This window comes from Longimonas sp., from assembly GCF_040409695.1.
Taxonomy (GTDB): domain Bacteria; phylum Bacteroidota; class Rhodothermia; order Rhodothermales; family Salinibacteraceae; genus Longimonas.
Genome location: NZ_JARWGJ010000152.1, coordinates 1 through 26,361, shown reverse-complemented (window position 1 = coordinate 26,361; position 26,361 = coordinate 1). Strand labels below are relative to the sequence as shown.

Below are 26,361 nucleotides of genomic sequence, written 5' to 3'. Positions count from 1 at the left end.
GAGAGCGAGCGCCGTTGTGGCGAAAATTGGACCACGATAGAGGTTCGTAGCCGGGGTTACGGGCCGATATCGGGGACAATTTGCAGCCCAGCGGAGCCGGTCGCAGCCCAAATTAAGAAATCAAAACAGGTTCACAACCACATACAAAACGCCCGCTCCGAGGCTTATCCTGGAGCGGGCGTTTTTTCGTTTTGTGTGGACGTTTTTTAGCAGGGATACATGCCGCATCACACGAGCACCGATCCGGTCATTGAGCCGGGCCGTTCAATACCGAGCATGGCCAAGATCGTAGGCGCAACGTCGCCCAGCTTGCCATCCTGGATGTCTGCCACGTCATCGTTGATGATGATGTGCGGCACTCGTGCCGTTGTGTGTGCTGTGTTGGGACTGCCGTCTTCATTTCTGAGCTTATCGGCGTTGCCATGGTCGGCAATGATGCTCACGCTGTATCCGGCTTCCAGCGCTGCATCAACCACCGTGCGCGTGCCAGCGTCTACCGCTTCTACTGCTTTTACAGCAGCATCAAAGTCGCCCGTATGGCCGACCATGTCAGGGTTTGCAAAGTTGACAACAGCGAGCGTGTACTCGTTTTCAGCGAGCGCCTCAGCCACACGCGCCGCCAGCTCAGGGGCGCTCATCTCGGGCTGCAGGTCGTACGTTGCCACCTTCGGAGACGGCACCAGGATACGATCTTCGCCCTCAAACGGCTCTTCGCGCCCGCCACTGAAGAAGTACGTTACGTGTGGATACTTTTCGGTTTCAGCAGCGCGAAGCTGCGTACCGCTCTGCGCAGCCACGACCTCGCCGATCGTTTCTTCAAGGTTAAGCTTCGGAAAGGCTACCGGCAGATCAAACGTCTCGTCGTAGGGCGAGAAGATCACGTACTTCAGATCGAGCTTTTCGCCCCGGTCGAAGCCATCGAAGTCGTCCTCGGTGAAGGCGCGTGTAATCTGGCGTGCCCGGTCGCCACGGAAGTTGTAGAAGATAACCGCATCGTTGTCGGCAATATGGTTGCGGGTGCGGTCGCCGTAGTCGATGACACGCGGCTCTACGAACTCGTCGGTGATGCCATCGTCATAGCTTGCATGGAGCGCATCTACCGGATCGGTAAACGTTTCGCCCTCCCCCTCGGTAAGCAGGCGGTATGCGCGTTCGGTGCGCTCCCACCGCTCGTCGCGATCCATCGCATAGTACCGCCCGATGATCGAAACCACGCGCCCGACGCCGGCCCGTTCGGCCTCCTGCTTAAACTCCCACATGTAGTCGGTCCCTCCATGCGGGTCGGTGTCGCGCCCGTCGGTGAAGGCATGCACGCACACCTGGCGACGATCGAGCCCCTCGCGCGCAGCCAGTTCAAGGAGCGCGTACAGATGGTCGAGATGACTGTGCACCCCCCCATCCGAAAAGCAGCCCATCAGGTGCAGCTTCGAGTTTTTCTTTCTGGCATGCCGCACCGCATCCACCAGGGGCTCGTTCTCGAAGAACGATTCGTCGTCGATCGCTTTGTTGATGCGGGTAATTTCCTGGTAGACAATACGACCCGCACCGAGGTTCATGTGCCCAACCTCGGAGTTGCCCATCTGTCCGTCGGGCAATCCTACTGCTTCTCCTGAAGCTGTCAGCGTGGCATGCGGGTACGTATCGAAGAGCGCGTCGATGTAGGGCGTATCGGCGGTGTCGATCGCGCTGACCGCTTTGTCTTCAGCAATGCCATAGCCATCGAGGATGAGCAGCAGATGTTTTTCGGAGGGCGTCATAAGCAGGTTGGTATGTATAGAAACCATTCGGTAGCACGGCTGTGCGCCGCTGTTGGCGCATGCAGTCGGTAATACGCGCCAGCCGCGGCGTTGCCTCTATCCATTCACGCGAAAGTCGAGCGGCTGTTTGGTCGGTTTCCCGTCGCGTGTACGAAAGACCATCATAGAAGTGCAGCGCGGGCAGGCCGTCTGTTTAATGTCGTAGCGGTCTATGTGGGTATCGGGCGTATCGAAGTAGGAGTCGCAGGTGCGGCAGTAGTAGTCACCTTTGTCGGTGCTCAGTCCCGGACGCGGGTCGGGCAGGCGCTGCAAGCGCTCATAGTGATCGCAGATGTCGGTGAGCGGGCATGCGTCGCACGACGGGCTTCGTGCCGTACATGTGTAGCGCCCGTGCAAAATGAGCAGATGGTGCGCATACCCCCAGTCTTCGCGCGGAATAACGCGCTTGAGCTGGCGCTCGACTTTTGCAGGCGTGTCGGCATCGCGCCGTACAAGTCCGATGCGGTTGGCCACGCGAAAGACGTGCGTATCTACCGGCAGCGCAGCTACGTCGAACGCTACGTTTACCACGACCTGTGCGGTCTTGCGCCCCACGCCCGACAGCTTCTGTAGATTGGTAACGGTTTCCGGGATGGATCCGTCAAAGTCGTTGCACACCGTGCGCGCCATCTTGGCCAGATAGCCCGACTTGTTGTTTGGGAACGTGACCGACTTGATGTAGGGGTAGATGTCGTCGGGGTCGGCCTCGGCCATGTCCTCCACGGTTGGGAACGCTTCGAACAGCGCCGGCGTGGTCTTGTTGACCCGCTCATCGGTACACTGCGCCGAAAGGATAACAGCTACGAGCAGCTCGTACGGCGTTGTATACTGCAGTTCGGTTTCGGGGCGGTCGATAGTCTCGCGGAGGCGCGAAAGGGTAATGCGTGCACGTTCAGTACGTCCCACAGGATAAAGGCGTATTGTCAGAAGCTTGGTAGAAGCGATGCGCGCCGCATACAGACGAACCGTCTGGCTGCCCCCTCGTTCACATTCGCCGTATACGACGCGTATCACAATGAAAGACGTATGGCCTGGGTTTCTCGATACATAGGCATTGGCCTGTTTTGCACGATGCTGACCGGCATGGCGGCTGCGTGGGTGCCCCCTGCCGCCGCCACCGGCAGTGCCGACCCGCATCCCCCGGCGGTGCCCACCGCAGCGGAGTTCTCAGACGAGGCCGAGGTGACGCTCATTACCATCTTGCCGGGCCCGGCGGTCTACGAAGCGTTCGGACACAGTGCGCTGCGCGTGCGCGATGCGGAGCGCGGCGTCGACCGGCTTTATAACTACGGCACCTTTCAGTTCGACCGCTGGTTCGTACCCAAATTCCTGTACGGTCAGCTCGATTACTACCTGAGCGTGGCCCCGTTTTCAGCAGCCGTGCGGCACTACGAGCAGCTCGGACGCCCCGTCATTGAGCAGGCGCTCGACGTGACCCCCGCCCAGCGGGATGCGCTCATTGCGTTTCTGCGCACAAACGCCCAGCCTGAGAACCGGGTATACCGCTACGACTTCCTGTTCGACAACTGCTCTACACGCATCCGAGACGCCTGCGACGCGGTGTGGCCTCAGGCGATTGACTGGTCAGAGGCCCCCACTCCAGGCCATACGTTCCGCGAGATGCTCGACCTGTACGTAGCCGACCGTCCATGGACGACCTTCGGCTTCTACCTTGCTCTCGGCCCGCAGGTCGACCGGGAGGTTACGGCGTACGAGGCTATGTTTCTGCCAGATTTTCTGTTGGATGCCGCCGACCATGCCTACCTCGACGATGATGCTGGGCGCCGCCCGCTCGTCGCTGCAACCGATACCCTGCTCTGGATCGACGGTTATACGCATCCCCAAGATGCTTTTCCCTGGCCTGCAGCCGTTATGTGGGGACTGCTTGGCGTGGGCATTGTGCTCACAGCGAAGCAGCGCCACGCCCCGGTGAACTGGGCCGACGCCTTCGACCGGGCCTTGTTCGGCGTGGCAGGCACAGCTGGACTCCTCATGGCCTTTCTCTGGTTTATTAGCTTGCATGAGGTAACCAACCAGAATCTAAACCTGCTCTGGGCCTGGCCGACCCATCTGGTTGCTGCGGCCCTGCTGGGACGGGCAGTGCTTCCTGAGCGATACCTGCGCTACTACTGGATTGCCACAGCGGGCAGCGCCCTTGTCGTGCTCGCTGGGTGGCCGTTCTGGCCCCAGGTGCTCTACAGCGGACTCATCCCACTCGTGATGCTCATCGGGCTCCGTGCCGGATGGCGGAGCGGCATCGCCCAGCCTATGCTCTCTGTAACGCCCGCTCCGCCCAGCACTTCACCGTCCAGCACTTCACCCTATGCTGCAGATACTGCGGCAGGCGATGCGTCTGGAAACGGGCACGCGTCGTTGCAGGAGTCATCTGAGGAGCGTTAGGGCAGAGACCCCGAAAGCACAACGTCTGCAAACGGCCTGCGACAGTATTTGGAAATCAGTAAGCTGTGCCAAGGCAGCACAAAAAAGGTAGCATACCAAAAACAGAAAGGGGATGACCTGTCGTGGCCATCCCCTTTACAGTTTAGTCGTAATGCGGTCGTAATGCAATGGTGATGCAGCGTCGTCTGTTACCCGCCGCTGCTCACCACATCGTGCGCATCGCGTGGTTAATCCTCATCGCCTCGCAGTAGCCACAAGACGAATAGAACGCCTGTAACAAGCAAGAGCGCTGTAGCTATCGGATTGCGTGACGCTGTATCGCGGGCAGGAACCGACGGATGCACCTCTACGGTAGGCATGTTCAGAAAGCGCGACACCGCATTGGGACGTGCGTCAGCCCCGAGGCGCGCTACGCGCTGATGGTTCAGCATGATGTCGAGCGTGAGGTCGACCTCGCTGAGCAGTTCATGCACATACGTTGCCGTTTCCTGAGGCGAATCGCCACCGTACGGCGACTTCAGCAGCACGTTGCGCGCTGCAGTGGTCGACGGCACATCGATTACAATGCGGCGACCATCTCCCCGTACATCTATGCGATCATCGTCAACGGTGAGCGTCAGATCACCGAGCACATCGAGCGGAGTAGCCATACCATTCAGGCAGATTTAGGAATGAGAAGGATGCACGATGCGCCCAGACGATCTATGCGTCGTCGCGAGTGCGGATGCGGAGCGTACCATTCATCTTCCACTTGGCATACTCAGCGTCGCCTCCTACTTTGCTGGGCACTTCCAGCTCAAAATTGTCGAATTCATACGAGATTTCTGCGCCGCGCCCCGTGAGTTTATCGTACAGACCAATTGCGAGTTCAGGCCACGTTTTGGTGTCATCTACGTTTTCAGCCATAATAAACCGTGCGTTTTTTTGGTAAGAATGCGATACAAGAGTGTCATTGTGTCGAGTACATAGATGAAGTTTTTGCGGTGTAGGTTCTCCCGAGATGGGACATTTTTGTAATGCGCAACGCCAACCGTTGTCCAGCGCGGTAGACTGCTACTCAAAAACAGCATCGTTGCATCCGTCTCTGCTGAACAGACCGCTCTATGCAAACCGCACCGCGGGGCATGCATTCCACTCATATGTGATCATATGTAAATACTCCCCCACTTCAACAGCCCAAAGCGCAATGTCTGACGCTATTCAGCACGTTCTGGTGACCGGGGCAACCGGATATGTAGGAGGCCGCCTTGTACCCTGTCTATTGCGTGAAGGCTACCGGGTCCGCTGCTTTGTGCGTGATGCCACCCGTCTGCGGGCCCAGCCCTGGAGCGACCGCGTGGAGGTCGTAACGGGCGACGCGCTCAAGCCCGACACGCTGGGCGATGTGTTCGAAGGAATCGACGCTGCTTACTACCTCATTCATTCGCTGGCGGCGGGCAGCGAGTTTGCTGAGCGCGACCGGCGTGCAGCTACCAACATCCGTGAGGCTGCTGAGGCTGCCGGTGTCGAGCGCATGATCTACCTCGGCGGCATTCGGCCTAAGGGCGACCAGCTCTCGCATCACCTGAAAAGCCGCATGGAGACGGGCGACGTACTGCGCGAAGGGTCGATTCCCGTCACCGAGTTTCGCGCAGCCGTCATCGTGGGGTCGGGCAGCCTCTCGTTCGAACTCATTCGCTACCTCACCGAACGCGTGCCTCTGCTCATCTGCCCCAAGTGGGTGCAGACGCCCACGCAGCCCATTGCCATCCGTAACGTGCTGCAGTATCTGGTGGATGCGCTCGATCAGCCCAAAAGCGCCGGACGCGTCATCGAGATCGGGGGCTCCGATGTGCTTACCTATGGCGATATGTTTCAGCGTTACGCCAAAGTGCGCGGACTGAACCGCCCCATTGTTAACGTCCCGTTTCTTACGCCCCGCCTGTCGTCGCACTGGGTTGGACTCGTAACACCGATCTCAAACCAAGTTGCTCGCCCCCTTATTGAGGGGCTCGACAACGAGGTCACCGTGGATGACCCGACGGTCGCGCGGCGCCTCTTCCCAGATGTCGAGCCCATCTCGTACGAGGCGGCCGTGCGACTGGCGTTGCGGCGCTACGCCTCAAACGACATTCCCACCGTGTGGAACAGCGCTGTATCGTCGCATCCCAAAGGACGGCTGGTACGCGTATCGCTGGAAACCACGCAGGGCATGTTCAAGGAAACACGCCAGGTACAGGTGGAGGCGTCCCCCGAAGACGCCTTCGCGGTAATTCAGTCGCTTGGCGGAGAAACCGGCTGGCTCTATGGCGACGCCCTCTGGCGGCTACGCGGATATCTGGACCAGCTCATGGGCGGCATCGGCTACCGGAAGGGGCGCCGCCACCCCACCGAGCTGCGCGCTGGCGACACGGTCGACTTCTGGCGCGCCGAGGAGGTGGATGCGCCCCATCTGCTACGTCTACGCGCCGAGATGACGATGCCCGGACGCGCCTGGCTGCAGTACGAAGTGGAGCCCGATGGCGAGGGGCGAACGGTCGTACGGCAGATCAACTTCTTTGAACCGCGTGGCCTGTGGGGCACGCTCTACTGGTACGTGATGGCTCTGCCACACAGCGTGATGTTCTCCGGCATGCTGAATGCCCTTCGCGACCGCATTGAGGCCCACCCTCGCCCGGCCGCCACGCTCGCATCGTAGTCGGCTTTCGCATCCATGAATACCTGAGCGCGCTCATTCATGCATCGCCAGTTCATGCATCGCCAGAAAGCCAAGCAGCGCTGTATTCACAGCATCCGGGCGCTCGACAACGACCGCATGGCCTGCATCAGGCACCGTCAGAAATGTAGCGTTGGGGAGGCTATCGGCCAGGAGCCGGCTGTAGCGGACGGGCTTGAGCGTGTCCTCGGCCCCGCACAGTACCAGCGTCGGACAGGCGATGTCTGGCAAGCGGTCGGTGATGTCAAGCATGAGAAACGCATCCACCAGCCGGGCAAACGCCGGAAAGAAGTCGTCGGGATACCCAGCCAGGCGTTCACGCCCAGACTCCACGGCATCGGAATGTGCGCCCAGAAAGTCCGACGCGTAATTGTCGGGCACCGTGGTAGCATATAGCTGCCCTGGACAGCTTCGCGCCACGGAAGCCCACGCTTCTGTCTGCCTCCGCAGCCGCGGCCCCACTTCGCTCACCGCACTGATGACCGCCAGGCTCTGCACGCGCTCAGGGTATGCCGCTGCAAAGAGAAGCCCCACCTCACCGCCGTACGATGTGCCTACCACGTGGCAGCAATCGATAGCAAGGTGGTCAAGCAACGCCCGAAAGTCCTCTACGTGATCATCCAGCGTGATGCGCTCGGGCTTCTCGCTACGCAGCTGGCCCCGCATGTCGTGCAGCACGCACCGGTAGCGCTTGCCAAGCACCGCCGTCTGCGCACGCCACGACGCCGTGGTCATCATGATACCGTTCAGAAAGGCGACTGGCGGACCGCTACCTTCCGTGTCGAAGTGTAGCTTGGCTCCGTTGAGCGTTGCTGTGGGCATAGCTGGCAGCGGAAGTCGATAAGAGAATGGGCAGGAGAATAGCAGTCAGTTCATCATCCAGAGCGTTCCGTTGAGCAGCGTCGCGTACATGGTCCAGAACACATACGGAATCAGCAGCCAGAACGCAGGCTTGCTAAGCGGACGAAAGCGCTTGAGCGTCCATCGAATCGCAAGCAGAAGCGCGATGATCACGACCAGTCCGCCTGCAATGGACTGCATGCCGAAGAAGACGAACGACCACGCGCCGTTGAGCGCCAGCTGTACGAGGAAGGCCCACGTAGCCTGTTTCACCTGCGCATCCCCCCAGCCCTGCCGCAGTACCAGATACCAGGCCACAGCCATCATCGCATAGAGCGTGATCCAGACCGGCGCGAAGAGCCAGTCGGGCGGTGTAAAAAACGGCTTATTGAGCGTGGGGTACCAGGTCTGTACCGGCCCTTGCGTTACGTATCCTGCCAGCGCACCCACGCCCTGGCAGAGCACCAGCGCAGCCAGCAGCAGCCCGGCGTCGCGCATCCATGTTCGGTTTTGGGTAGCCATAATGTAGTCGCTGCAGCGTACCTGCGTACGGGCCAAAGATCTATTCAGGGGGATGCGAACGGGCGGCTTACGACCCGTAGACGGTCTCCGGATCGAACACCTTCGTGCCGTCGTTAACGAGGCTCTCGTCCTCCACGCGGCGATAGAAGCACGACTGGTGCCCGGTATGGCATGCTGCATTGCCGACCTGCTCGACCTTGAAGAGCAGCATGTCGCCGTCGCAGTCGATGCGGACTTCGTGCACATGCTGCACATTGCCACTGGTTTCGCCTTTGCGCCACACCGTCTGGCGCGAGCGACTCCAGTACACCATGCGTCCGGTATCGAGCGTCTCTTGCAGGGTATCGGCATTCATGTACGCAACCATGAGCACCGTACCCGACGCATGGTCTTGGGCAATAGCCGCCACGAGTCCGTCGTCGTCAAACTGAACGTGGTCGAGTAGAGCGTGCGCCATAGCAGAATAAAAGATCTATGCAACAAAGTAAGCGGGAGCCTCTGTACGCTGGGCAAGCTGCTTCGTTGCGCGTACGTTCTCTTTGGGCAGGCGCAATTTTTGCGGATTAGAGCCTGTGGATGCCCGATTTGATGCCCGACGCGCATCCGCAGCGAAACGAGAGCACAATCCCTTTCCCCCTGCCCGCCTGGCCATGATCGTCCGATCGCATTTCCCCCGGTATCAAGCGCCTGCCGCCCCCACGTGCCCGAACCGATCGTTTGTTCGCGAGGCCTGCGTTGGATTCATCCTGCTGTGTGCTGTTGCGGTTCTGGCGCCCGCAGCAGGGGCCCAGCAGCAATCAAACATACGGGCTGTCGGCAGCTGCAGCGCCCTTCCCCTTACCTACCAGATCGGCGATATCGATCCCCAGTTTGGCATCTCGCCGGATGTGCTGCGCACGGCCATCCGCGAAGCCATCGCTATGTGGGAGAGTCCAACAGGCCGCTCCCTGTTTACCGAAACCGCGACCGGCGAACTCGTCATCCAGATGGTCTACGACGAGCGGCAGGGGCAGTGGGAAGCGCGGCGCCAGGCCGAACGCGCGCTCGCTGAGGCCCGCGACATGCAGGAAGCCCGTACCGCCCAGCTGGAGTCGCTGCGAACGGCTCTGGATGCGCGCGTTGCTGCCTATGACCGCTCGGTCGAGCGCCTCAACCGCATGATTGCCCGTCAGAACGAGCGGGTCGGTGCATGGAATGCCGGGGAGGTCGAACGCACAGAGACCTACCAGGCCCGATTGGAGCGCTATCAAAACGCTATAGACCAGATGCAGCAGCGTGTCGAGCAGGAAGCCCATACCGTTAACGCGCTGCGTGACCGGTACAACGAGCACGTTCGCCGTGCCAACCGCGCCACCGAGGCGCTGAACGTAGAAGTCGGTCGTTTCAACGCACAATTCGCCCAGGCGCAGGCCTTCAACCAGGGGGTCTACCGCACCCGCACCCTTGAACGAACCGGCGAGCGGCTTGCGCACTCCATCACGGTCTACCACTTCCACGACCGTGATGACCTCCGCCTGACGCTTGCGCACGAACTGGGCCATGCACTCGGACTGGGCCACGTAGACGACGAGCGGGCCGTCATGCACGCCGTCAACACCGAAGCAAACCGCGCCCGCACAACCCTCGCCGCTGCCGATGTGCAGGCCCTGAAGCAGCTATGCGGGTGGTGAAGCGTCCTGTTGCTGCGTGATACGGCGTTGGTATGGTACGGCATCGAAGCCGTTCGAATCTGCGCGGTGTTCGCGAGATGCAGACGCGCCCTCCACATCCCCAACGCCGCTGCCGACTACACATGTATGGAGTTTCCGCACCTGGGTCGTCCGACTCGATTGGAGGAGCCGACGCCCCGCCCATCTGTGCGGACTCACCGGCTTATGCAGGTCTTTTGCAGATCTACGCAAACAGGACGAAGTGGCGGATCATTATTTCGCAAGAGGTGGCTGCCCCATTCGGCTGCTTCTCGTTCTGTACATGTATCTTGTTTATGTCTACCCCTTTCGCAGCCCTCGGGCTGAACGCCTCGCTCGCCGAAACCGTGAGCGAACGCGGCTACACCACCCCTACTCCCATCCAAGAAGCCCTGATTCCAGCACAGCTGGCCGGACGCGATGTCGTTGGGCAGGCGCAGACCGGTATGGGTAAGACCGCGGCCTTCGCACTGCCAATGCTTCACACCCTCGGTGAAGGCACCGGCACGCTTCGCGGCATCGTTGTAACCCCTACCCGTGAGCTCGCCAAACAGGTTGCCGAGGCTGTTTACGCCTATGGAAACCGCCTGGACATCCGCGTCCTGCCGATCTACGGCGGACAGCCGTACCAGCGCCAGATTCGTCGTCTCAAGAAGGGCGTTGATGTGGTTGTGGGTACGCCCGGACGCATGCTCGACCTTATTCGGAAGAAGGCCCTCGACCTGAGCACCGTTCAGGTTGCCGTGCTCGATGAAGCCGATGAGATGCTCAGCATGGGCTTTATCGACGACATCAAGGCCATCCTCGGTGCTACTCCCGATGAGCGGCAGACCGCCTTCTTTTCGGCCACGATGTCGAACGACTTCCAGCGCCTCGCCAAGCAGCAGCTGAACAATCCCGAGTCATGCCGCCTGGAGCCGAAGGAGCGCACCGTATCCAGCATTGAACAGCGCTACTACCCCGTATCGAAGCGCGACCGCACGCCCGCGCTCATGCGTCTGCTGGAGACAGAAGACATCACCAGCGCCATTGTGTTTGCGCGCACCCGCAACGATACCTTCCGGCTCGCCGATACGCTGCAGTCGAAGGGATACAACGCCGGGGCGCTTAACGGCGAGATGGACCAGCCCGAGCGGCAGCGCATGCTCGACCGCTTTCGGAGCGGCGCCATTACCATTCTGGTCGGCACCAACGTGGCCGCTCGCGGACTCGACATCGACCATGTGTCGCATGTGTTCAATTACAACCTGCCGCGTGACCCGCAGGTGTATGTGCACCGCGTGGGCCGCACCGGACGCGCCGGACGCTCAGGCACGGCGCTTACGCTCGTTACGCCGAACCGCCACAAGCGCCTGAAGCACACCGAGCGCCACATCAAGCGAACCATCGTTCGTACCGACGTACCGACCGCATCGGATGTGCAGACGCATCGAGATGCGAAACTGCGTTCTGAGGTGTCTGAGTGGATTGCATCCAACAACACCACGCGTGAGCGTGCTATCGTAGATGCACTGGCCGACGAAGGCCACGACCCGCTCGACGTAGCCGCTGCCGCCCTTCAGGTGGCTCGCAAGCAGCGCGCGAAGGCGAACCGCCCTGCATCCTCCAAGAAAGCAGACCAGCCTGTTGCCTCGCATGAAGACGGCATGGTACGCCTGCGCCTGAACACCGGCAAGCGCAACAACACGCGACCCGGGCAGATCGTGGGTACGCTGGCCAGCGCCACTAAAATGCCTGGAAGTGCCATTGGACGTATCGACATTCACGCCGGCCACACCACGGTGGATGTGCCCAGCGAGTACGTCAAGCAGATCCGTGCTAAGAGCGGTAGCTACAAGATCGGGCGCCGACGCGTACGGGTCGAGTAACCCCACCTGCCGCGTAAAACCGGCGCTGACCACCAACGTCTATAGCTCCGCCTGTCCTTGCCTTGAGGACAGGCGGTTTTTTGTTGGGTAGGTCAGCGAATCTCTGCGAATCAAGCTCGCGTATACAGGATCGCTATGGAGACGATACGCACAGCCGTGTACCAGATTGGGCGCACCCTCTGGCAGTTGCCCCGCCACCTGCTGCTGGGACTGCTATGGGTGTACCGGAACGCGATTTCACCGTTCACGCCGCCTACGTGCCGCTTTCACCCTACGTGTTCGTCGTATGCCGAGCAGGCACTGCGTGAGTACGGCGCCGTAAAAGGCCTGATTCTGACGATCTACCGCGTAGGACGGTGCCATCCGCTTGGCGGGTCGGGATACGACCCGCCCCGCTGGTTTGGAGAAGCGCCCCCCGATAGAGATCGGGGTACCGCTGACCACGAAGCACAAGAGCATACATGCGAGAATGCCCCCACCGGCGAGCGTTCCAATTCGCCTCCGGAGGCTCGGCATGCTTCATAGAAACTGATGCGGCACCGCACCAGGTGGTAAAAACACACAACCCGTGTTTATCCTCTTTACCCTGGTTATCCTGTACGCATGCAGTGTGCGACATCCGTACGTGAAGCTGTACGGGCAGTGGGCCCTTTTCTCATTCAGACTGCATTCAGACTGCATTCGGGCATGCTTAACAGGGACGACGTTATCTACCTTGGGGCGCTTATCATCAAGCTGGGGCTGGACTACGTGCGGTGGACGCAGCTTACTCCCGTACTTCTCGTATGGGGATTCATGCTCATCATGCTCGCCGGGCTTGGTTTCGTTGGGGTCTACGAGATGGCCCGGTCAAATCCAGATACAATCGATGCACTGATTGAACGCGTGGAACCGTTGGCCGAGCGTTTCATCGACCCTGTTACCGCGCCGGAAACAGAGAGTGAGGAAGAGTCGGTCAGTATCCAGCTAACCGAGGACGATATTATTCCCTGGATTCTGCGTGCCTGGGGCATACTGGCGCTTGTTGGACTGCTTATGTCGAGCATTCGCACCTGGGTCTGGGGGGCACCTGAACGATGGCCGCTACGCCGAAAGTTTGGGGTCGCCGGCATCGCTTCGCTGATCGCGGGCTGGGCATTTCTGGGCGGGGCCGCACTGCTCGACCCCTCTCTCCGCATGATCCATCTTGTTGTGTATGGGGCGCTCGTGCCGCTTGTGCTGTTCGCCCTGTGTGCCTGGGCGCTGGGTGTTGGCTACGTTGTAGACCGCGTTAAGCAATTCATCGATACGCTTGTATCGAAACGCACATCCACCTCTGCTATCTGGACACAGGATGCTTCGTGAGTCGCCTGCCTCCAACGACACGCTTCCCCAACACACGTTCTTAAACGACGGTCTCGGCACATTGTAGCACAGGCGCAGTAAGGTCATGCTGGTGTTTCCCCAATAATATTCTGTGTGCTTATGGCCGATGCGCCCTCGTTTCACCTCTACAACTCGCTGACCCGCCAGGTGGAAGCGGTCGAGCCGCTGGAGGACGAACACCTTCGCTTTTACGCATGCGGCCCTACGGTGTACACCTACGCGCATATCGGCAACTTCCGGTCGTTCCTCACTGCCGACCTCATCAACCGCACCGCGCAAGCGCTCGGGTGGGACACCACCTTCGTAAGCAACGTCACCGATGTGGGACACCTTACCCAAGACGACCTGGTCGACCCGGAGGGCGAGGACAAGATGGCGGCGGCGCTGGAGCGCGAGGGGCAGCGCTTCGCCAACATCTATGACCTGGCGCGCTACTACACCGAGGTGCTGCTCGACGACTGGAACGCGCTCAACCTGCTGGAGCCCGACGTGCGTCCGCGTGCCACCGAGCATGTCTCGCACCAGATCAAAGCCGTGGAGCGCCTCATGGAGCGCGGGCATGCCTACGAGACCGATCAGGGCGTCTATTTCTCTGTAGACACGTTTCCCGACTACGGCAAGCTCTCGGGCAACCAGGCTGCCGACCAGCTGCAGGCAACATCGCGCGACACGGTGCAGGATCCCGACAAGAACGACCCGCGCGATTTTGCGCTCTGGAAGAAAGATCCCGATCACCTCATGCAGTGGCACAGTCCGTGGGGATGGGGCTTTCCCGGATGGCACATCGAGTGCTCAGCGATGTCGATGGCATATCTGGGGGATGCGTTCGACCTGCACACCGGTGGCGAAGACCTTGCGTTTCCCCACCATGAGTGCGAGATCGCCCAGAACGAATGCCTGACCGGCGAGACCTCCGTGCGCTACTGGATCCACACCCGCTTTCTACAGGTGGAGGGCGAGAAGATGTCGAAATCAGCCGATAACTTCTTCACGGTGCGCGACCTGATCGACCCGCCGGAAGAGGGCGGACGCGGCGTGGATCCGCTGGCCTTGCGCTACACGCTCATGGCCGGTCAGTACCGCAAGCCCTTCAACTTCACGAAGAAGACGCTCGCCGATAGTGCCCGCATCATTGGCCGCTATCAGGATGCCGCCGACGCGGTTGAGCACGCCCTCCAGGCCGATGCGGAAGGCCCCGACCATGCCGCCAGCACGCTGCCCCGCCTGTATGACGCCACCCTCGCCGCCATGTGCGACGACCTGAACACTCCGAAGGCACTGGCGAAAGCACTCGAAGGCGTCAAGTTCATCAACGGACTCGGCGACGACCTGAACACCGCTACGGCACACACTGCACAGGAATGGCTGGTGGATACGAACGATCTGCTTGGCATCATCTGGCATCAGGGGGATGCGGAGCGCGCTGCCCCACACGAGAATGAGGACTTGGCTACGAAGGTCGAAGCTCTGCTCGACGAACGGGCCGCTGCGCGCGAATCTGGCAACTACGATCGGGCCGACGCCATCCGCGATGAACTCGACGCCATGGGCATCGAGGTGATGGACAGCCCCGAAGGCACCACCTGGCAACGCAAGGCCGTGCTGTGATTTATCGGGGCGCATTGCGATGTGCCCATACCATCATATTTCAAATTATCATTTTCATTATGGAGCTCCCCGAACGTCCGCGCCGCCTGCGACGCACTGCGAACCTACGGCGCATCAACCGCGAAACCCGCCTTGCAACCGACCACCTCATCGCGCCCCTTTTCGTGATGGCAGGCACCGACGCCCAGGAAGAAGTGCCGTCGATGCCGAACCAGTACCGCTACACCATCGACCGGCTGGTGCGCGAAGCCGAAACGCTCCACTCCCTCGGCATCCCCGGAATCGCACTCTTCCCCGCTATTCCCAATCAGCAGAAGGATGCGACCGCCTCCGCTGCCACCGATCCTGACGGACTCTACCCCCGTGCGATCCGCGCCCTCAAAGAGGCGGTCCCGGAACTGCTCGTCATGACCGACACCGCACTCGACCCGTACTCCTCCGACGGCCACGACGGCATTGTCGAAGACGGCGCCATTGCGAACGACGCCACCGTCGAGCGGATGTGCGACATTGCCTGCGTGCAGGCCGAAGCCGGTGCCGACATCATTGCCCCCTCTGACATGATGGACGGCCGCGTTGGGGCCATTCGCGCCGCACTTGACGGGGCTGGCTTTACGGGCACCGCGATTCTTTCGTACACCGCCAAGTACGCCTCGGCCTACTACGGCCCCTTCCGCGATGCGCTCGACTCGGCGCCTGTTGAGCGCGACGACGTGCCTGCCGACAAGGCCACCTACCAGATGGATCCGGCTAACAGCGACGAGGCGCTCCGTGAGCTGCGGCTCGACCTGCAGGAGGGCGCCGACATGGTGATGGTGAAGCCAGCCCTACCCTATCTCGACATTATCTACCGCGTCAAACAGGCCGCCGACGTACCCGTAGTTGCGTACAACGTAAGTGGCGAGTACGCCATGATCCACGCTGCCGGACAGAACGGCTGGTTAGACACAAAAGCGACTGCCCTTGAAGCGCTCACCGCAATCCGTAGGGCCGGGGCCGACAGCATTCTCACCTACTTCGCCAAAGACGCCGCCCGCTGGCTCCGCAACAATGCGTAGCCGCTGTACCTCCCATCATCACTCTACCCACAGCCTTCCCATTACTATGCCGACTATCCCCCCAATCGACTACGGCGACCTGCAAGGCGGACTCGTCCGCATGATGGAACGCTATAAAGACGAAGGCACCCTCACCGGCGACCCCGACGAGGACGATGCCATCCGCGCCGACGCCAACGCGGCCCTCCTGGGCCTACTCTATGACCAGCGCGTACGCGCCGAGTATGCCTTTACCGGGCCGCTGCGCTTGAAGGAGCGCCTCGGCCATCTCGATATGGCAACGATCGCCGCGATGGACTTTGACGACTTCCAGCCGATTTTTGCCGAGAAGCCGGCTGTTCACCGCTTTACGAATAAGATGGCCGAGAATACGCAGAAGGTCGCCAAGATGATCGCCGAAGAGTACGATGGCGATGCGGCCAACATGTGGAACGACGGCGCCGACATCGACACGATCGAGAAGCGCATCAAAAAGCTGCCGGGCTTTGGCAAGGGCAAAGCATCCAAGATCAAGTACGTGCTGCACTACTTCGGACAGCGCGATTTTTCGTAGATAGCATCTCGAAGCGCACCGGCGTACGCATCCCCAAAACACAAAGCCCTCAAACACAGAAACGGCACCGCCCCACAGTGGGAGCGGTGCCGTTTGCATGTAGCGTACACAGTACGTATGTCGTGACGTATAGCGTGTAGCGCGGGCTGCTATGCGGCTATTCGTCGTCTTCTGTATCGTCCTCTTCGAGCGTGGGTGTATCGGCCCCCTCGCTCTGCTCCTTGATTTCGCTCAGTGTGCTCTTCGCCAGCACATTGTCAACCAAGCCATAATCGGCTGCTTCCTGAGCGCTCATCCAGTAGTTGCGGTCAGAGTCCTCCTGCACCTTATCGAAGTCTTGTCCGGTGTGGTTGGCCAGGATCTCAAAAAGGCGCTGCTTGAGCCAGAGAATCTCGCGGGCCTGAATTTCGATGTCAGAGGCCTGTCCTTCAGCACCGCCCAGCGGCTGGTGGATCATAACGCGGGAGTTCGGCAGGCAAGCGCGGCGGCCTTCTTCGCCTGCAGCAAGCAGCACAGACCCCATAGACGCCGCCAGTCCCACACAGATGGTAGCCACAGGCGCGTCCACATACTGCATGGTATCGTATACGCCCAGCCCGCTGTAGATTACACCACCGGGCGAGTTGATGTAGAGGTTAATGTCACGGTCAGCGTCGTCGCTGGCCAGATACAGCAGCTGTGCAACCGTAAGGTTGGCAACCTGGTCGTTAATCGGCGTGCCAATGAAGACAATGCGCTCCTTGAGCAGGCGGCTAAAGATGTCATAGGCCCGCTCGCCGCGCGTTGTTTGCTCCACAACCATGGGCACCAGCCCCGACATGGGCTGATCGCCCATGCCACCGGAGTAGATACTGGAAGGCAGTGACGTTAGGCTCTTGCTAAACTTGATAAAGTCGTCAACCATAAGGGGATGTTGGGTTAGGGAGGCGAGTGATGGGGAAAGCGGACGGGCAAACGCCAACCTATGGAGCTTTTAGATGGTTCCTCTATCTACCCGCTCTGCCGGACTCTACGGTGCACACGCTCTGATTCATGCCACTTCGTTACGTGATACGTCGTTACGTGATAATCGACGGTGTGTCTTCGTCGGCGTGGTCATGATCATGATCGGGGTGCGCGTGGTCGTGCGCTGCGGCGTGCTCCGCTTCCATCTCTTCACGGAACGCCTCCAGGCTCAGCTCACGCACATCAAAGCGATCGATCAGCTCATCGTACACCTTTCGGCTTATGATCTGCTGGTCGACCTGCTGCATCATGCGAGGCATCGACTGATAGAAGCCGCGAATCTGATCCGCGCTGATATCGTCCTGTCCCTGCATCTGCTCGCTGAAGAAGTCGCGCAGGTCGTCGTCGGTGACTTCGATGTCGGCGTCTTCAACGATCGCATCGCGGATGATCATCCAGCGGGCCTGCTGCTCGGCATCGCCCCGGTTCTGCTGGCGGAAGTGCGTGCGGTCAAAGTCATCGGGCAGCTCCCCATCGTTCTCTTCTTTGACCTCTTCCTCGAACGAATCCAGGAAGGACTCTACGACCGAAGGAGGCACCGGTACGGTGTGTAGTTCGAGCATACGATCTACAATTTCGCCCTGCACCATCTCGCGCGCCTGGCGCTCATACGACTGCTCGATGCGTCGCCGCATCTCTGCACGGAACTCCTCAGGATCTTCCATGGCTCCGTCGGTCACGCGCCGCACCAGCTCCTCATCAAATGGCGGCAGGTCGCGGCGCTTTACGTCGTTGATCGTGATGTCGAACGTGCGCGTCTCCTCTTCTTCGCTGTGGGGCGGCGGAGGTACCTGAGCGCGCACGGTGTCGCCCGCCTCGCTTCCTACAATGGCGTCGCGCAGTTCTTCGCGCAGGCGCTCATCGTCGAGGAAAAAGCCCACGTCCTCGTCGGTCTCACCGATAATCGGCGTATCGGTCGACGGGTCGACGCGCTGCAGGTCTACATTTACGTAGTCGTCGTCTTGAGCCGGCTCGTCAACCGGCACCAGGTCGGCCTGCTGCTCGCGAATGTTGTCGATCTCCTTCTCGACGTCCTCGTCGGTGACCTCGTGCACGAGCATGCGCACCTCCTCATCCGACAGGTCTTTCAGTTCAACCTCAGGGCGTACGCCGAAGCGAAGCACCGTGCGCAGGTCGCTGTCGATCTCGTAGTCGATCTCCGAGATCTGGGGCTGCCCCATCATCTCGATGTCTTCGTTGTCGTTGAGCATCGTCTCAAACGCATCCTGTGTTACCTGCTCAGCAACACGCATGCTAAGCACCGGGCCATGCATTTTTTTGACCATCGGGGCCGGCACCTTGCCTTTGCGAAACCCTTTGATATTCATCTGAGAGCGCTGCTCACGCACCGCGTCGCGCACGCGGTCTTTCAGCTCGTCGGCGGAGGCCGTTACCTCCATCTCGTATTCGACGGGAGATACTTCGGTCAGTGTCGTTTCCATAAATGACAGATGCCTGGATGATCAAGACGATGCGCTGCCGCGTTCTTTGGGCGGTAGCATAATGGCAAGAGATAGAAATGCGTAGCACCCTGAAAAGATCGGCCTGCAACGACGCCTACATACGGTATCTCACAAAACCCCCGTGAAAAGCTCGCCACATCGGCAGGCGAGGCCCAAAGAGCAACCTACAGAACAACGGTACAGGCACGTGTTGCAAGCCCCCAATTTACACGCCTAAGTGGAGGTCACGTGTCAATATTGGAGTGCAAGGCGAGTGAGAGCCGGTACGATGATCATCACAAACCACCTGTCATGGTGAGCGAAGGCCGACGGAGGAGGCCGCAGTCGAACCATCTCCTCGGTCTTTAGCAGATACGGCGGGACAGGGGCCCCTGCCTACTTTGGGGGAGATCTTTCGACTCCGCACCTGCTAAGTGGATCCACAAAAGAACCTTTGATTATGTCATTGCGAGGAGCGCCAGCGAGGAAGTGCTCTTGGAGTGCAATCTTGTGCCTTCCAAGTAGGGTAAACCGCTCTAACTGGTGCATGAGATCGCCGCGTCGGTCGCACGCTCCCTCCTCGCGATGACAAGGTGTAAACGTACTTTTGCTGAGCTACTTAGACGCAGTTGCTTCGCTCAAGATGACAATCCATGAACGGAGCGGTGCTTACCCAAAACGGACGTCTGACGACACTTGACAGTGGCCGACCATAGCCAGCCAGCCAGGAGCACGTACCAAGAACGCTGAAGCAGCCACCACGAAGCGGCCACAGCATACCGCCGCTCGGCCCCGCCACCGAATATCCTTGCAGCCTCCGGAACGCTCCGCCGCACTGCATCCGTTGATGTATCTGCTGATAGATCTTCCTGGTCTCGCCCACTCGTTTCCTCTGCTACCGCCCTACGCCCATGCCCGTACTCGCCCAGATCCGATGGGATGTCGATCCCGTGCTGTTTGAACTTGGTGCCATCCAGGTGCACTGGTACGGACTGCTCTTCACCACCGGCTTCCTCATCGGCTATCTGATGATGTACCGCTTCTTTACCTGGGAGAACCGCCCGCTGCCCGACCTGGAGCCGCTCTTCTTCTACGTTATCGGCGGGGCGGTCGTCGGCGCGCGCCTGGGCCACATCGTGTTCTATAACTTCGGATACTATATCCTCAACCCCATCGAAATCTTCTACGTGCACCAGGGCGGACTCGCCAGCCACGGCGGGGGCATCGGCATCATCATCGCGCTGTATTTCTACGCGCGCTCACGAAAGAAACAGCCCTACCTCTGGGTCACCGACCGGGTCGTCATCCCCACCGCCCTCGCTGGCATGTTCATCCGCATCGGCAACGTCTTTAACTCGGAGCTCTACGGACTCCCCGCCGATGTGCCGTGGGCTTTCGTCTTCGAACGCATCGATACGATCCCCCGTCACCCCGTTCAGCTCTACGAAGCTCTCGCCTACGGCACCATCTTCGTCGTGCTCTTTCTGACGTACCGCTTCTACGTCTACCGCCGCGAGCAAGACGGTACTCCCCTGCACGGATTTCTCTCGGGGCTCTTCCTGGTGCTCATCTTCACCGCACGCTTCGGGCTCGAGTTCTTCAAGGCACCGGTTTCTGATCTCGTAAACGTACTACCCATCGATATGGGGCAGCTGCTCAGCATCCCGGCTGTACTTCTTGGGCTCTGGCTCATCTGGCGCGCCCTGCGAAACGCATCGGCCCTGCGCGCTGCAGATTAACGCCATTCCAGAATCCCAGCCAGGTATTCCTATCAAGGTCTTCGGGGGGATGCGCACGCCACGCCTCCCCCCGACGTACTCAACGAGCCCGGTACGTCTTGCCCGATTGCGGAACCGGTCTTGTAGGCGCATGGTGTGGCTCTTGGTGGTTGCCCAGATGCGTTTTCGGACCGCCTATCACTTTTCGTGCTCTGTCTTGCCTGCTCCAACCTTCCTGCCGCCATGACCGCCCCCTACGCGCTCGGACTCGCTACGCAGCCTGAGCATCCCGAATCGCAGCCCCTACCATTACAGGGGGCGCTGCCAGGTTGGCTCCGTGGCACGCTCGTCCGCAACGGACCCGGGCGCTTCGAAGTTGGCGACGATACCTACAACCACTGGTTCGACGGACTCGCTCTGCTGCATGCGTTCACCATCACCGAAAGCGGGGTCTCTTACCGGAGCCGCTTCCTGCGAAGCAGTGCCTACAACGAGGCGGAGACGGAAGACGAGATCACACAGTCGGCTTTTGCCACCGACCCTTGCCGATCGCTCTTCGAACGCGTGATGACCGTCTTTCGTCCGCAGCTCACCGATAACGCCAACGTAAGCATCCACCGGCTTGCAGGTGACTGGGTTGCCCTCACCGAAACGCCACTGCCCGTACGTTTCGACCCGTACACGCTCAACACCCTCGGCGTGCAGCGCTACGACGACACCCTCAGCGGGCCGCTTACCACCGCACACCCGCACCGGCTGTCCGACGGCACCCTCTTCAGCTACGTAGTCGACTTCTCAAAGCCAACGAGCACCTACCGCCTCTACCGTCTCGACGCCGCCACCAACACACGCCGCGAGCTGGGCAACCACGCCGTGCGTCGCCCCTCGTACATGCACAGCTTTGCGATGACGGAGCGCTACCTGGCGCTCGTGGCCTTCCCGCTCGTCGTTGATCCGCTCGACGTGCTGCTTACCGGGCGTCCGTTTATCGAAAACTTCGAGTGGCAGCCCGAGCGCGGAACGAAGATTCATGTCTTCGAGCGCGACACCGGGCGACGGGTCACCACCGTACCGACCGACCCAATGTTTGCTTTCCACCACATCAACGCTTTTGAGGAGGACAACACCATCTGCATCGACCTGGCGGCCTATCCCGATGCGAAGATTGTAGACCGCATGTATCTGGATGCGCTGCGCAGCGGCTGGACAGACGTGGAGATGGCGCGTCCCGAACGGATACGGGTCGACCTTCGCGAGCACACCGCCACGCAGGAGCGGCTCAGCGATGTAGGGATTGAAGTGCCACGCATCCATTATGCCCGGTGCAACACGCAGTCGTATCGCTATGCATACGGAACGGGCAACCGCACGCCGGGGCACTTTACCGATGAGCTTGTGAAGGTCGACGTGACCACCGGCGCGGCCCAGCGCTGGCACGCCGACAGCTGCTTTCCAGGCGAGCCGGTCTTTGTATCCGACCCCGCCGGCACCGCCGAGGACGACGGCGTCGTGCTCTCCGTAGTGCTCGATGCCAGCGCCGAGCGCTCTTTTCTGCTTGTGCTCGATGCTACGTCGTTTGAGGAGATCGCCCGGGCTCCAGCGCCACAGGCCATTCCACTCAACTTCCACGGGCAGTTCCTGGACGCAGACAACCCCACTCGTTCCATGCACCGATAGCTGGCACATCGGCTGCTGTATCAGAGCAGGAATCTCAGCGAGCAGCCGATCCTAATGTCGGCTCAGGCGCTGGAAACAGCGTACGTGTGTCAGCCAGCGGGCGCCGCGCAAGTGCGTCAAGCCGCTCCACGATTGCGGATACACTGCCTGTAGGCACAACGTAGCCGTTCACCCCATCGGTCAGGTACTCGGCCATCCCGGTATCAGCGGTAGCAATGACAGGCACCCCACAGGCCAACGCCTCAACGGGAGCGTAGCCAAATCCATCTTCATAGCTGGGGTGCACAAACACATCTGCCTGCTGCAGTGTAGGAAGTGGATCGCCTGGCGCCACGGTGATGCGATGGTTGTCAGCAAGTACGCCCTGCATATAGCGGCGCATTGCGGGCGTACCCCACCCGCCCACCAGCGTCAGCTCAGCGGCCGGGTGGTTCCACGTTGTAAACGCTTCAACAAGCAGCGGAATGCCTTTCGTGGCATCCAGGCGCCCGACATACACGAGGCGAAACACATCGTCAGCCGGGCGCTGTACAGGCGGTTGAAAGCGCTCGGCGGGCTTCAGATGCGTACGGATGAGCTTTTCCGCAGCGATGCCTGCGTCAAGAAATGACTGCCGCACATATTCAGAGTGGACGTAGATGCGGTCTGCGGTGGCGTACTCAGCGCACGTTTTTCGCTGCTGTGCTGCATTGAGCCACGTGTCGCGGATGCCTGTCTGCTGGGCGGCTCGCTCGTGGAGCCGAGCTACATTGTCGACGTGGCTGTTGGCTGCGATGAGCTCCAGACGGTCGTACCCTTTCGAGCGAGCCGCGTGGAAAGAACGAAGTGATCTGCCGACAAACCCCATGTAGGCCGTTCCATCGTCTGGCACAGCCCGAGCAAGCGCACGGTCGTACGCCTCGTTGTACAGATGGCTACGCCACCCCGGCATCCAGCGGATGGGTGGACACGCCGCCGCATAAGACACCCATGTAGGGGTCTGCACGGGATGCACCAGGGGATCATCCGGCTTTCCTTCTGGAAGCAAGTACTGATGGAGCACGCCCGACGCGCGGCTTTCTTCAATCATGTGGGCAACATGCTGCCCGATACCGCCCGATCCGTAGGCAGTGTTGCATCCAATAACGCGTAGCATATGAGGGTACGCTTCAACACATAACAAGTGGAAGCGCAATATGCCTGATTAACCGGCGCCGTGCTACCCAGAGACACGCAGATGGTGTCGTGTTTGGGCACATGCTCCATGCGTCAATGGAGCACCGGTATCAAATTCAGCACCGGCATCAGGGCGGCTCAGAGCGCGCGGACGTGAGGTCGATCATACGTGACGTCGATCACAGGGCAACTTCAACGCAGGCACAGGGATCTACCTATACGTTACCTGCGCCTTCAGCGGCGCTTAAATGCGACTGTACCGCTCCATATCATCATCGTCGTCGCTATCGTCGACCATATACTGATCGGTGGGCACTTCGAGGTAGTCCATGAGCCAGTCGAGCGCCCACACCTGATTGTCGACCCCGATCCAATCATAGCCAGACTCGACGTAGTCTGCTACTTCTTCCCAGTCAACAGTCCAATCTTTGTAGACGTGAAAGGAGAATTGATGATCGTCCGTTTCGAAGTAGAGCGCCCCTTCCTCGGGGTCATAGATCGTCTCCGACCCTTCGTCTTCGCGGGCAAGTTCAGCCCCCAGCACCAGCAGGGGTACTTTAAATCGATAATCCATCTTGTGCACGCGCTTCGCCTGACTATTGAGGTAGTTAGCCAGCACGGCGCAGCCGTCGCTGTATTCGATTGCTGCTTCTGCCGCCTCACGAGTAGGCTCATCTGCCTCAATCTTGTCGAGGGCAGCTTTGATAAGCGGCCATACAGCGATGGGGTCATCGCTTTTGGTCGTGCGCTCCTTGCGGGGAATATCTACGGTGCGCGATTTGGTGTCCACGGGTCCTTAAGCTGTAGGTAAGTGACTGAGGGTGTGCTGCGAATAAGGCTGTCAGACGGGGCATCTATGCTTTGTTCTCCCTGTCGGGGCCTTAGCGAACATATACGGTGTGTCTTCCCAACGTAGCGTTAAGGGAGACGTTCGCTCGTACAGCATGCGTCCAATAAACGTTACGACGCAGCACGGTCATGTGCAACCCACGAGACCCGGCAAACCTTTGATTTCTGGCCAGAGCCATCCGTAACAGGAAATATTCTTCATCTCTGGCTGCTTACACGTCTCCTCTATCGCTCATATCACTTAACGTTGATCTGCCACCCTCAAGCAGCTCTCGTAGGGCTCACCTGCTCGTAGGGCTCACCTATGCAATGCCTGTTACCACCCGAGCCCTCCACTGTCGTCTTCCTCTTCTTCGTCGCGCATCGGTGCGTAATCTTCGAGGGGGAACTGCGCGTTTCGTGAGAACAAGCTGCTCTCTTCGCCTTCTTCTTCCCCAATGTCGGCGACACGCCGTGCGAAGTCACCAACCACAAAAAGTGCGTTCCGCCCACCCTGTCCCCAGGTTGACGTGCGGAACGTGATCCGCGGATCGTTGAAGCCCACCCAAGACCCCATGACCAGATCGGGATGCATCATGATGAACCAGCCGTCTGCGCTGCGCTGCGTCGTTCCGGTCTTGCCGGCCAGGTCGTAGTTGCCGAGCCCAAACTGCGTACGGATGCGCTGGCCGGTGCCGTAGTCGATCACGCCGCGCATCATATCTACGACGGTGTACGCCGAGCGCTCCGAGAGCGCCTCTTGGGGTGCGGAACGCGCCTCCCAGAGCACGTTGCCGTACCGGTCTTCAACCCGGGCAATTGTCTGGGGCTCGTAATACAATCCGCCATTCGCCAGGGTGCTGTATGCACTAACGAGTTCAAGCAGCGTCACATCGCTCGTTCCAAGCGAGATAGCCGGCACGGCATCCAATTCGCTGCGGATTCCCATGCGGTGCGCATAGCGCACGATCTCTTGCGGGCCCAGCTCAAGCGCTACGCGTGCCGTAATTGTGTTAAGTGAGCGCGCCAGCGCCTGGGTCATCGTAAGCTCCTGCCCGCTCGACCCGCCGAAGTTCGTCGGGCTCCATGTGGTGTCGGCTCCTGCGTCTTGGTATACGAACGTGCTATCAACGAATGTGTCGTAGGGGGAATACCCATTGTCAATAGCGGTCACGTAGGTAAACGGCTTGAATGTAGAGCCGGGCTGCCGCTTGGCGGTGCCCACCTTGTCGTAGCGATCATCGCGAAAATCGCGCCCTCCGACCCATGCGCGCACCTGTCCTGTTCGTGGATCCATCGCAACGAGCCCTGTTTCCAATCGCGTGCGCAGGGTGCGCAGAGAGTCGATAAACGTTTCGTTCGTCCGTAGATGCTCAACCGCCTCCATATCTTCGCGGCCTTCGCTAATGAGCGTGCGGTAGTGGTCTGTGCTGCGGATGTACTCATTCACCAGGTTGGTATTGGTCGACCAGAAGCGCGAGAACGGCTCATAGTCTTCTCCGGGCGTAAGCTCCAGATAGGGCTCAAACTCGCGACTCAGCAACCGCGTGCGCTCGTTGCTCCACTCGTAGTCTACAACGGCTTGAAGACGCGCCATCTGTTCATCAACGGCATGCTGCGCTTCTTGCTGCACCCGGCTATCAATCGTCGTATAAACGCGCAGTCCCTCTCCGTACATATCGTAGGCACTGAGCGGATGCTCCGGATCACGTGTGAGGCGCTGCAGCTCCAGGCGCACATGCTCGGCAAAGTACGGCGCCAGGCTCGCATATAGCTCGGCTGAATAATACTGAGCACCTACTGGTTCTTCACGATAGGCGTCCAAATCAGATGCGCTAATATACCCATTGCGCGCCATCTGCCCCATAACCGTATTACGACGCTGCCGAGCGTTTTCGGGGTTGCGCACCGGATTGTAATAGGTCGTCGCTGCGAGCAGCCCAACCAGGGTAGCTGCTTCGGGCACCGTCAGTTCATTCGAGGCTTTGCCGTAGTACGTGCGTGCGGCGGCTTCAATGCCATACGCGTTGAAGCCAAAGCTCACCGTATTCAGGTACATCTCGATGATCTCCGTCTTGGTGTAGCGCTGTTCCAGCTCCACAGCGGTGATCATTTCGCGGACTTTGCGTGTGATGCTCACCTC

At 60.0% G+C, this 26,361-nt stretch carries 23 protein-coding genes; 11 read left to right on the top strand and 12 right to left on the bottom strand.

The features are described 5' to 3' along the window. Positions 1-227: 227 nt before the first annotated feature. Positions 228-1,757, bottom strand: coding sequence for a 2,3-bisphosphoglycerate-independent phosphoglycerate mutase (gene gpmI / locus PPP56_RS09425; RefSeq protein ID WP_353563790.1), 1,530 nt, complete (start codon positions 1,755-1,757; stop codon positions 228-230). Positions 1,758-1,853: 96 nt separating this feature from the next. Next, on the bottom strand, positions 1,854-2,702 hold the full coding sequence (gene nth / locus PPP56_RS09420; RefSeq protein WP_353563789.1) for an endonuclease III: 849 nt from the start codon (positions 2,700-2,702) through the stop codon (positions 1,854-1,856). Between the two features lie 120 nt (positions 2,703-2,822). On the opposite strand from nth, the gene PPP56_RS09415 reads away from it, so the two are divergent. Further along, positions 2,823-4,196 carry an Lnb N-terminal periplasmic domain-containing protein gene (locus tag PPP56_RS09415; RefSeq protein ID WP_353563788.1) on the top strand — a complete coding sequence of 458 codons (1,374 nt, stop codon included), beginning with the start codon at positions 2,823-2,825 and terminating at the stop codon, positions 4,194-4,196. A 227-nt stretch (positions 4,197-4,423) separates the two neighbouring features. Here PPP56_RS09415 and PPP56_RS09410 read toward each other — a convergent pair whose 3' ends face one another. Both PPP56_RS09410 and PPP56_RS09405 read right to left on the bottom strand, forming a co-directional pair. Beyond that, entirely contained in the window at positions 4,424-4,846 is a 423-nt protein-coding gene (locus PPP56_RS09410) for a hypothetical protein (RefSeq protein WP_353563787.1), read from the bottom strand. 52 nt (positions 4,847-4,898) lie between these two features. Continuing rightward, on the bottom strand, positions 4,899-5,102 hold the full coding sequence (locus PPP56_RS09405; protein ID WP_353563786.1) for a hypothetical protein: 204 nt from the start codon (positions 5,100-5,102) through the stop codon (positions 4,899-4,901). Between the two features lie 280 nt (positions 5,103-5,382). On the opposite strand from PPP56_RS09405, the gene PPP56_RS09400 reads away from it, so the two are divergent. Then, complete coding sequence (locus PPP56_RS09400; protein ID WP_353563785.1) at positions 5,383-6,873, top strand: SDR family oxidoreductase; 1,491 nt, start codon at positions 5,383-5,385, stop codon at positions 6,871-6,873. Between the two features lie 33 nt (positions 6,874-6,906). Here PPP56_RS09400 and PPP56_RS09395 read toward each other — a convergent pair whose 3' ends face one another. The 3 genes from PPP56_RS09395 to hisI form a co-directional block, all read right to left on the bottom strand. Further along, positions 6,907-7,713, bottom strand: coding sequence for an alpha/beta fold hydrolase (locus PPP56_RS09395; protein ID WP_353563784.1), 807 nt, complete (start codon positions 7,711-7,713; stop codon positions 6,907-6,909). Between the two features lie 45 nt (positions 7,714-7,758). Beyond that, the gene (locus tag PPP56_RS09390; RefSeq protein ID WP_353563783.1) at positions 7,759-8,253 is read right to left on the bottom strand and encodes a TspO/MBR family protein; all 495 of its coding nucleotides are present in this window, start codon (positions 8,251-8,253) and stop codon (positions 7,759-7,761) included. Between the two features lie 67 nt (positions 8,254-8,320). Further along, positions 8,321-8,710, bottom strand: a complete 390-nt coding sequence (gene hisI / locus PPP56_RS09385) for a phosphoribosyl-AMP cyclohydrolase (RefSeq protein ID WP_353563782.1) — start codon at positions 8,708-8,710, stop codon at positions 8,321-8,323. A 193-nt stretch (positions 8,711-8,903) separates the two neighbouring features. On the opposite strand from hisI, the gene PPP56_RS09380 reads away from it, so the two are divergent. The 7 genes from PPP56_RS09380 (at position 8,904) to PPP56_RS09350 (ending at position 16,393) form a co-directional block, all read left to right on the top strand. Next, positions 8,904-9,923, top strand: a complete 1,020-nt coding sequence (locus PPP56_RS09380; protein WP_353563781.1) for a matrixin family metalloprotease — start codon at positions 8,904-8,906, stop codon at positions 9,921-9,923. A gap of 314 nt (positions 9,924-10,237) precedes the next feature. Beyond that, positions 10,238-11,809, top strand: a complete 1,572-nt coding sequence (locus tag PPP56_RS09375) for a DEAD/DEAH box helicase (protein WP_353563780.1) — start codon at positions 10,238-10,240, stop codon at positions 11,807-11,809. A 135-nt stretch (positions 11,810-11,944) separates the two neighbouring features. Next, complete coding sequence (gene yidD / locus PPP56_RS09370; RefSeq protein WP_353563779.1) at positions 11,945-12,334, top strand: membrane protein insertion efficiency factor YidD; 390 nt, start codon at positions 11,945-11,947, stop codon at positions 12,332-12,334. A 162-nt stretch (positions 12,335-12,496) separates the two neighbouring features. Further along, entirely contained in the window at positions 12,497-13,153 is a 657-nt protein-coding gene (locus PPP56_RS09365) for a hypothetical protein (RefSeq protein ID WP_353563778.1), read from the top strand. 120 nt (positions 13,154-13,273) lie between these two features. Then, positions 13,274-14,782, top strand: coding sequence for a cysteine--tRNA ligase (gene cysS, locus PPP56_RS09360; RefSeq protein ID WP_353563777.1), 1,509 nt, complete (start codon positions 13,274-13,276; stop codon positions 14,780-14,782). A 59-nt stretch (positions 14,783-14,841) separates the two neighbouring features. Then, positions 14,842-15,840, top strand: coding sequence for a porphobilinogen synthase (gene hemB / locus PPP56_RS09355; RefSeq protein WP_353563776.1), 999 nt, complete (start codon positions 14,842-14,844; stop codon positions 15,838-15,840). A 46-nt stretch (positions 15,841-15,886) separates the two neighbouring features. After that, positions 15,887-16,393, top strand: a complete 507-nt coding sequence (locus PPP56_RS09350) for an HhH-GDP family DNA glycosylase (protein WP_353563775.1) — start codon at positions 15,887-15,889, stop codon at positions 16,391-16,393. 157 nt (positions 16,394-16,550) lie between these two features. Here the strand turns inward: PPP56_RS09350 and PPP56_RS09345 are convergent, their stop codons facing one another. Then, on the bottom strand, positions 16,551-17,297 hold the full coding sequence (locus PPP56_RS09345) for an ATP-dependent Clp protease proteolytic subunit (RefSeq protein WP_353563774.1): 747 nt from the start codon (positions 17,295-17,297) through the stop codon (positions 16,551-16,553). Between the two features lie 154 nt (positions 17,298-17,451). After that, positions 17,452-18,840 (bottom strand): trigger factor, encoded by a 1,389-nt coding sequence (gene tig, locus PPP56_RS09340; RefSeq protein WP_353563773.1) that lies wholly within the window; start codon positions 18,838-18,840, stop codon positions 17,452-17,454. A 911-nt stretch (positions 18,841-19,751) separates the two neighbouring features. Here tig and lgt point away from each other — a divergent pair. After that, positions 19,752-20,579: a prolipoprotein diacylglyceryl transferase gene (gene lgt, locus PPP56_RS09335; protein ID WP_353563772.1), complete on the top strand. Its 828-nt coding sequence runs from the start codon at positions 19,752-19,754 to the stop codon at positions 20,577-20,579. Positions 20,580-20,801: 222 nt separating this feature from the next. After that, positions 20,802-22,235 carry a carotenoid oxygenase family protein gene (locus PPP56_RS09330; RefSeq protein ID WP_353563771.1) on the top strand — a complete coding sequence of 478 codons (1,434 nt, stop codon included), beginning with the start codon at positions 20,802-20,804 and terminating at the stop codon, positions 22,233-22,235. Between the two features lie 34 nt (positions 22,236-22,269). Here PPP56_RS09330 and PPP56_RS09325 read toward each other — a convergent pair whose 3' ends face one another. The 3 genes from PPP56_RS09325 to PPP56_RS09315 all read right to left on the bottom strand — a co-directional run. Beyond that, positions 22,270-23,370, bottom strand: a complete 1,101-nt coding sequence (locus PPP56_RS09325) for a glycosyltransferase family 4 protein (protein ID WP_353563770.1) — start codon at positions 23,368-23,370, stop codon at positions 22,270-22,272. A gap of 264 nt (positions 23,371-23,634) precedes the next feature. After that, positions 23,635-24,180 (bottom strand): hypothetical protein, encoded by a 546-nt coding sequence (locus PPP56_RS09320; RefSeq protein ID WP_353563769.1) that lies wholly within the window; start codon positions 24,178-24,180, stop codon positions 23,635-23,637. 375 nt (positions 24,181-24,555) lie between these two features. Next, the coding region (locus PPP56_RS09315) for a penicillin-binding transpeptidase domain-containing protein (protein WP_353563768.1) at positions 24,556-26,361 on the bottom strand (1,806 nt) is incomplete at its 5' end.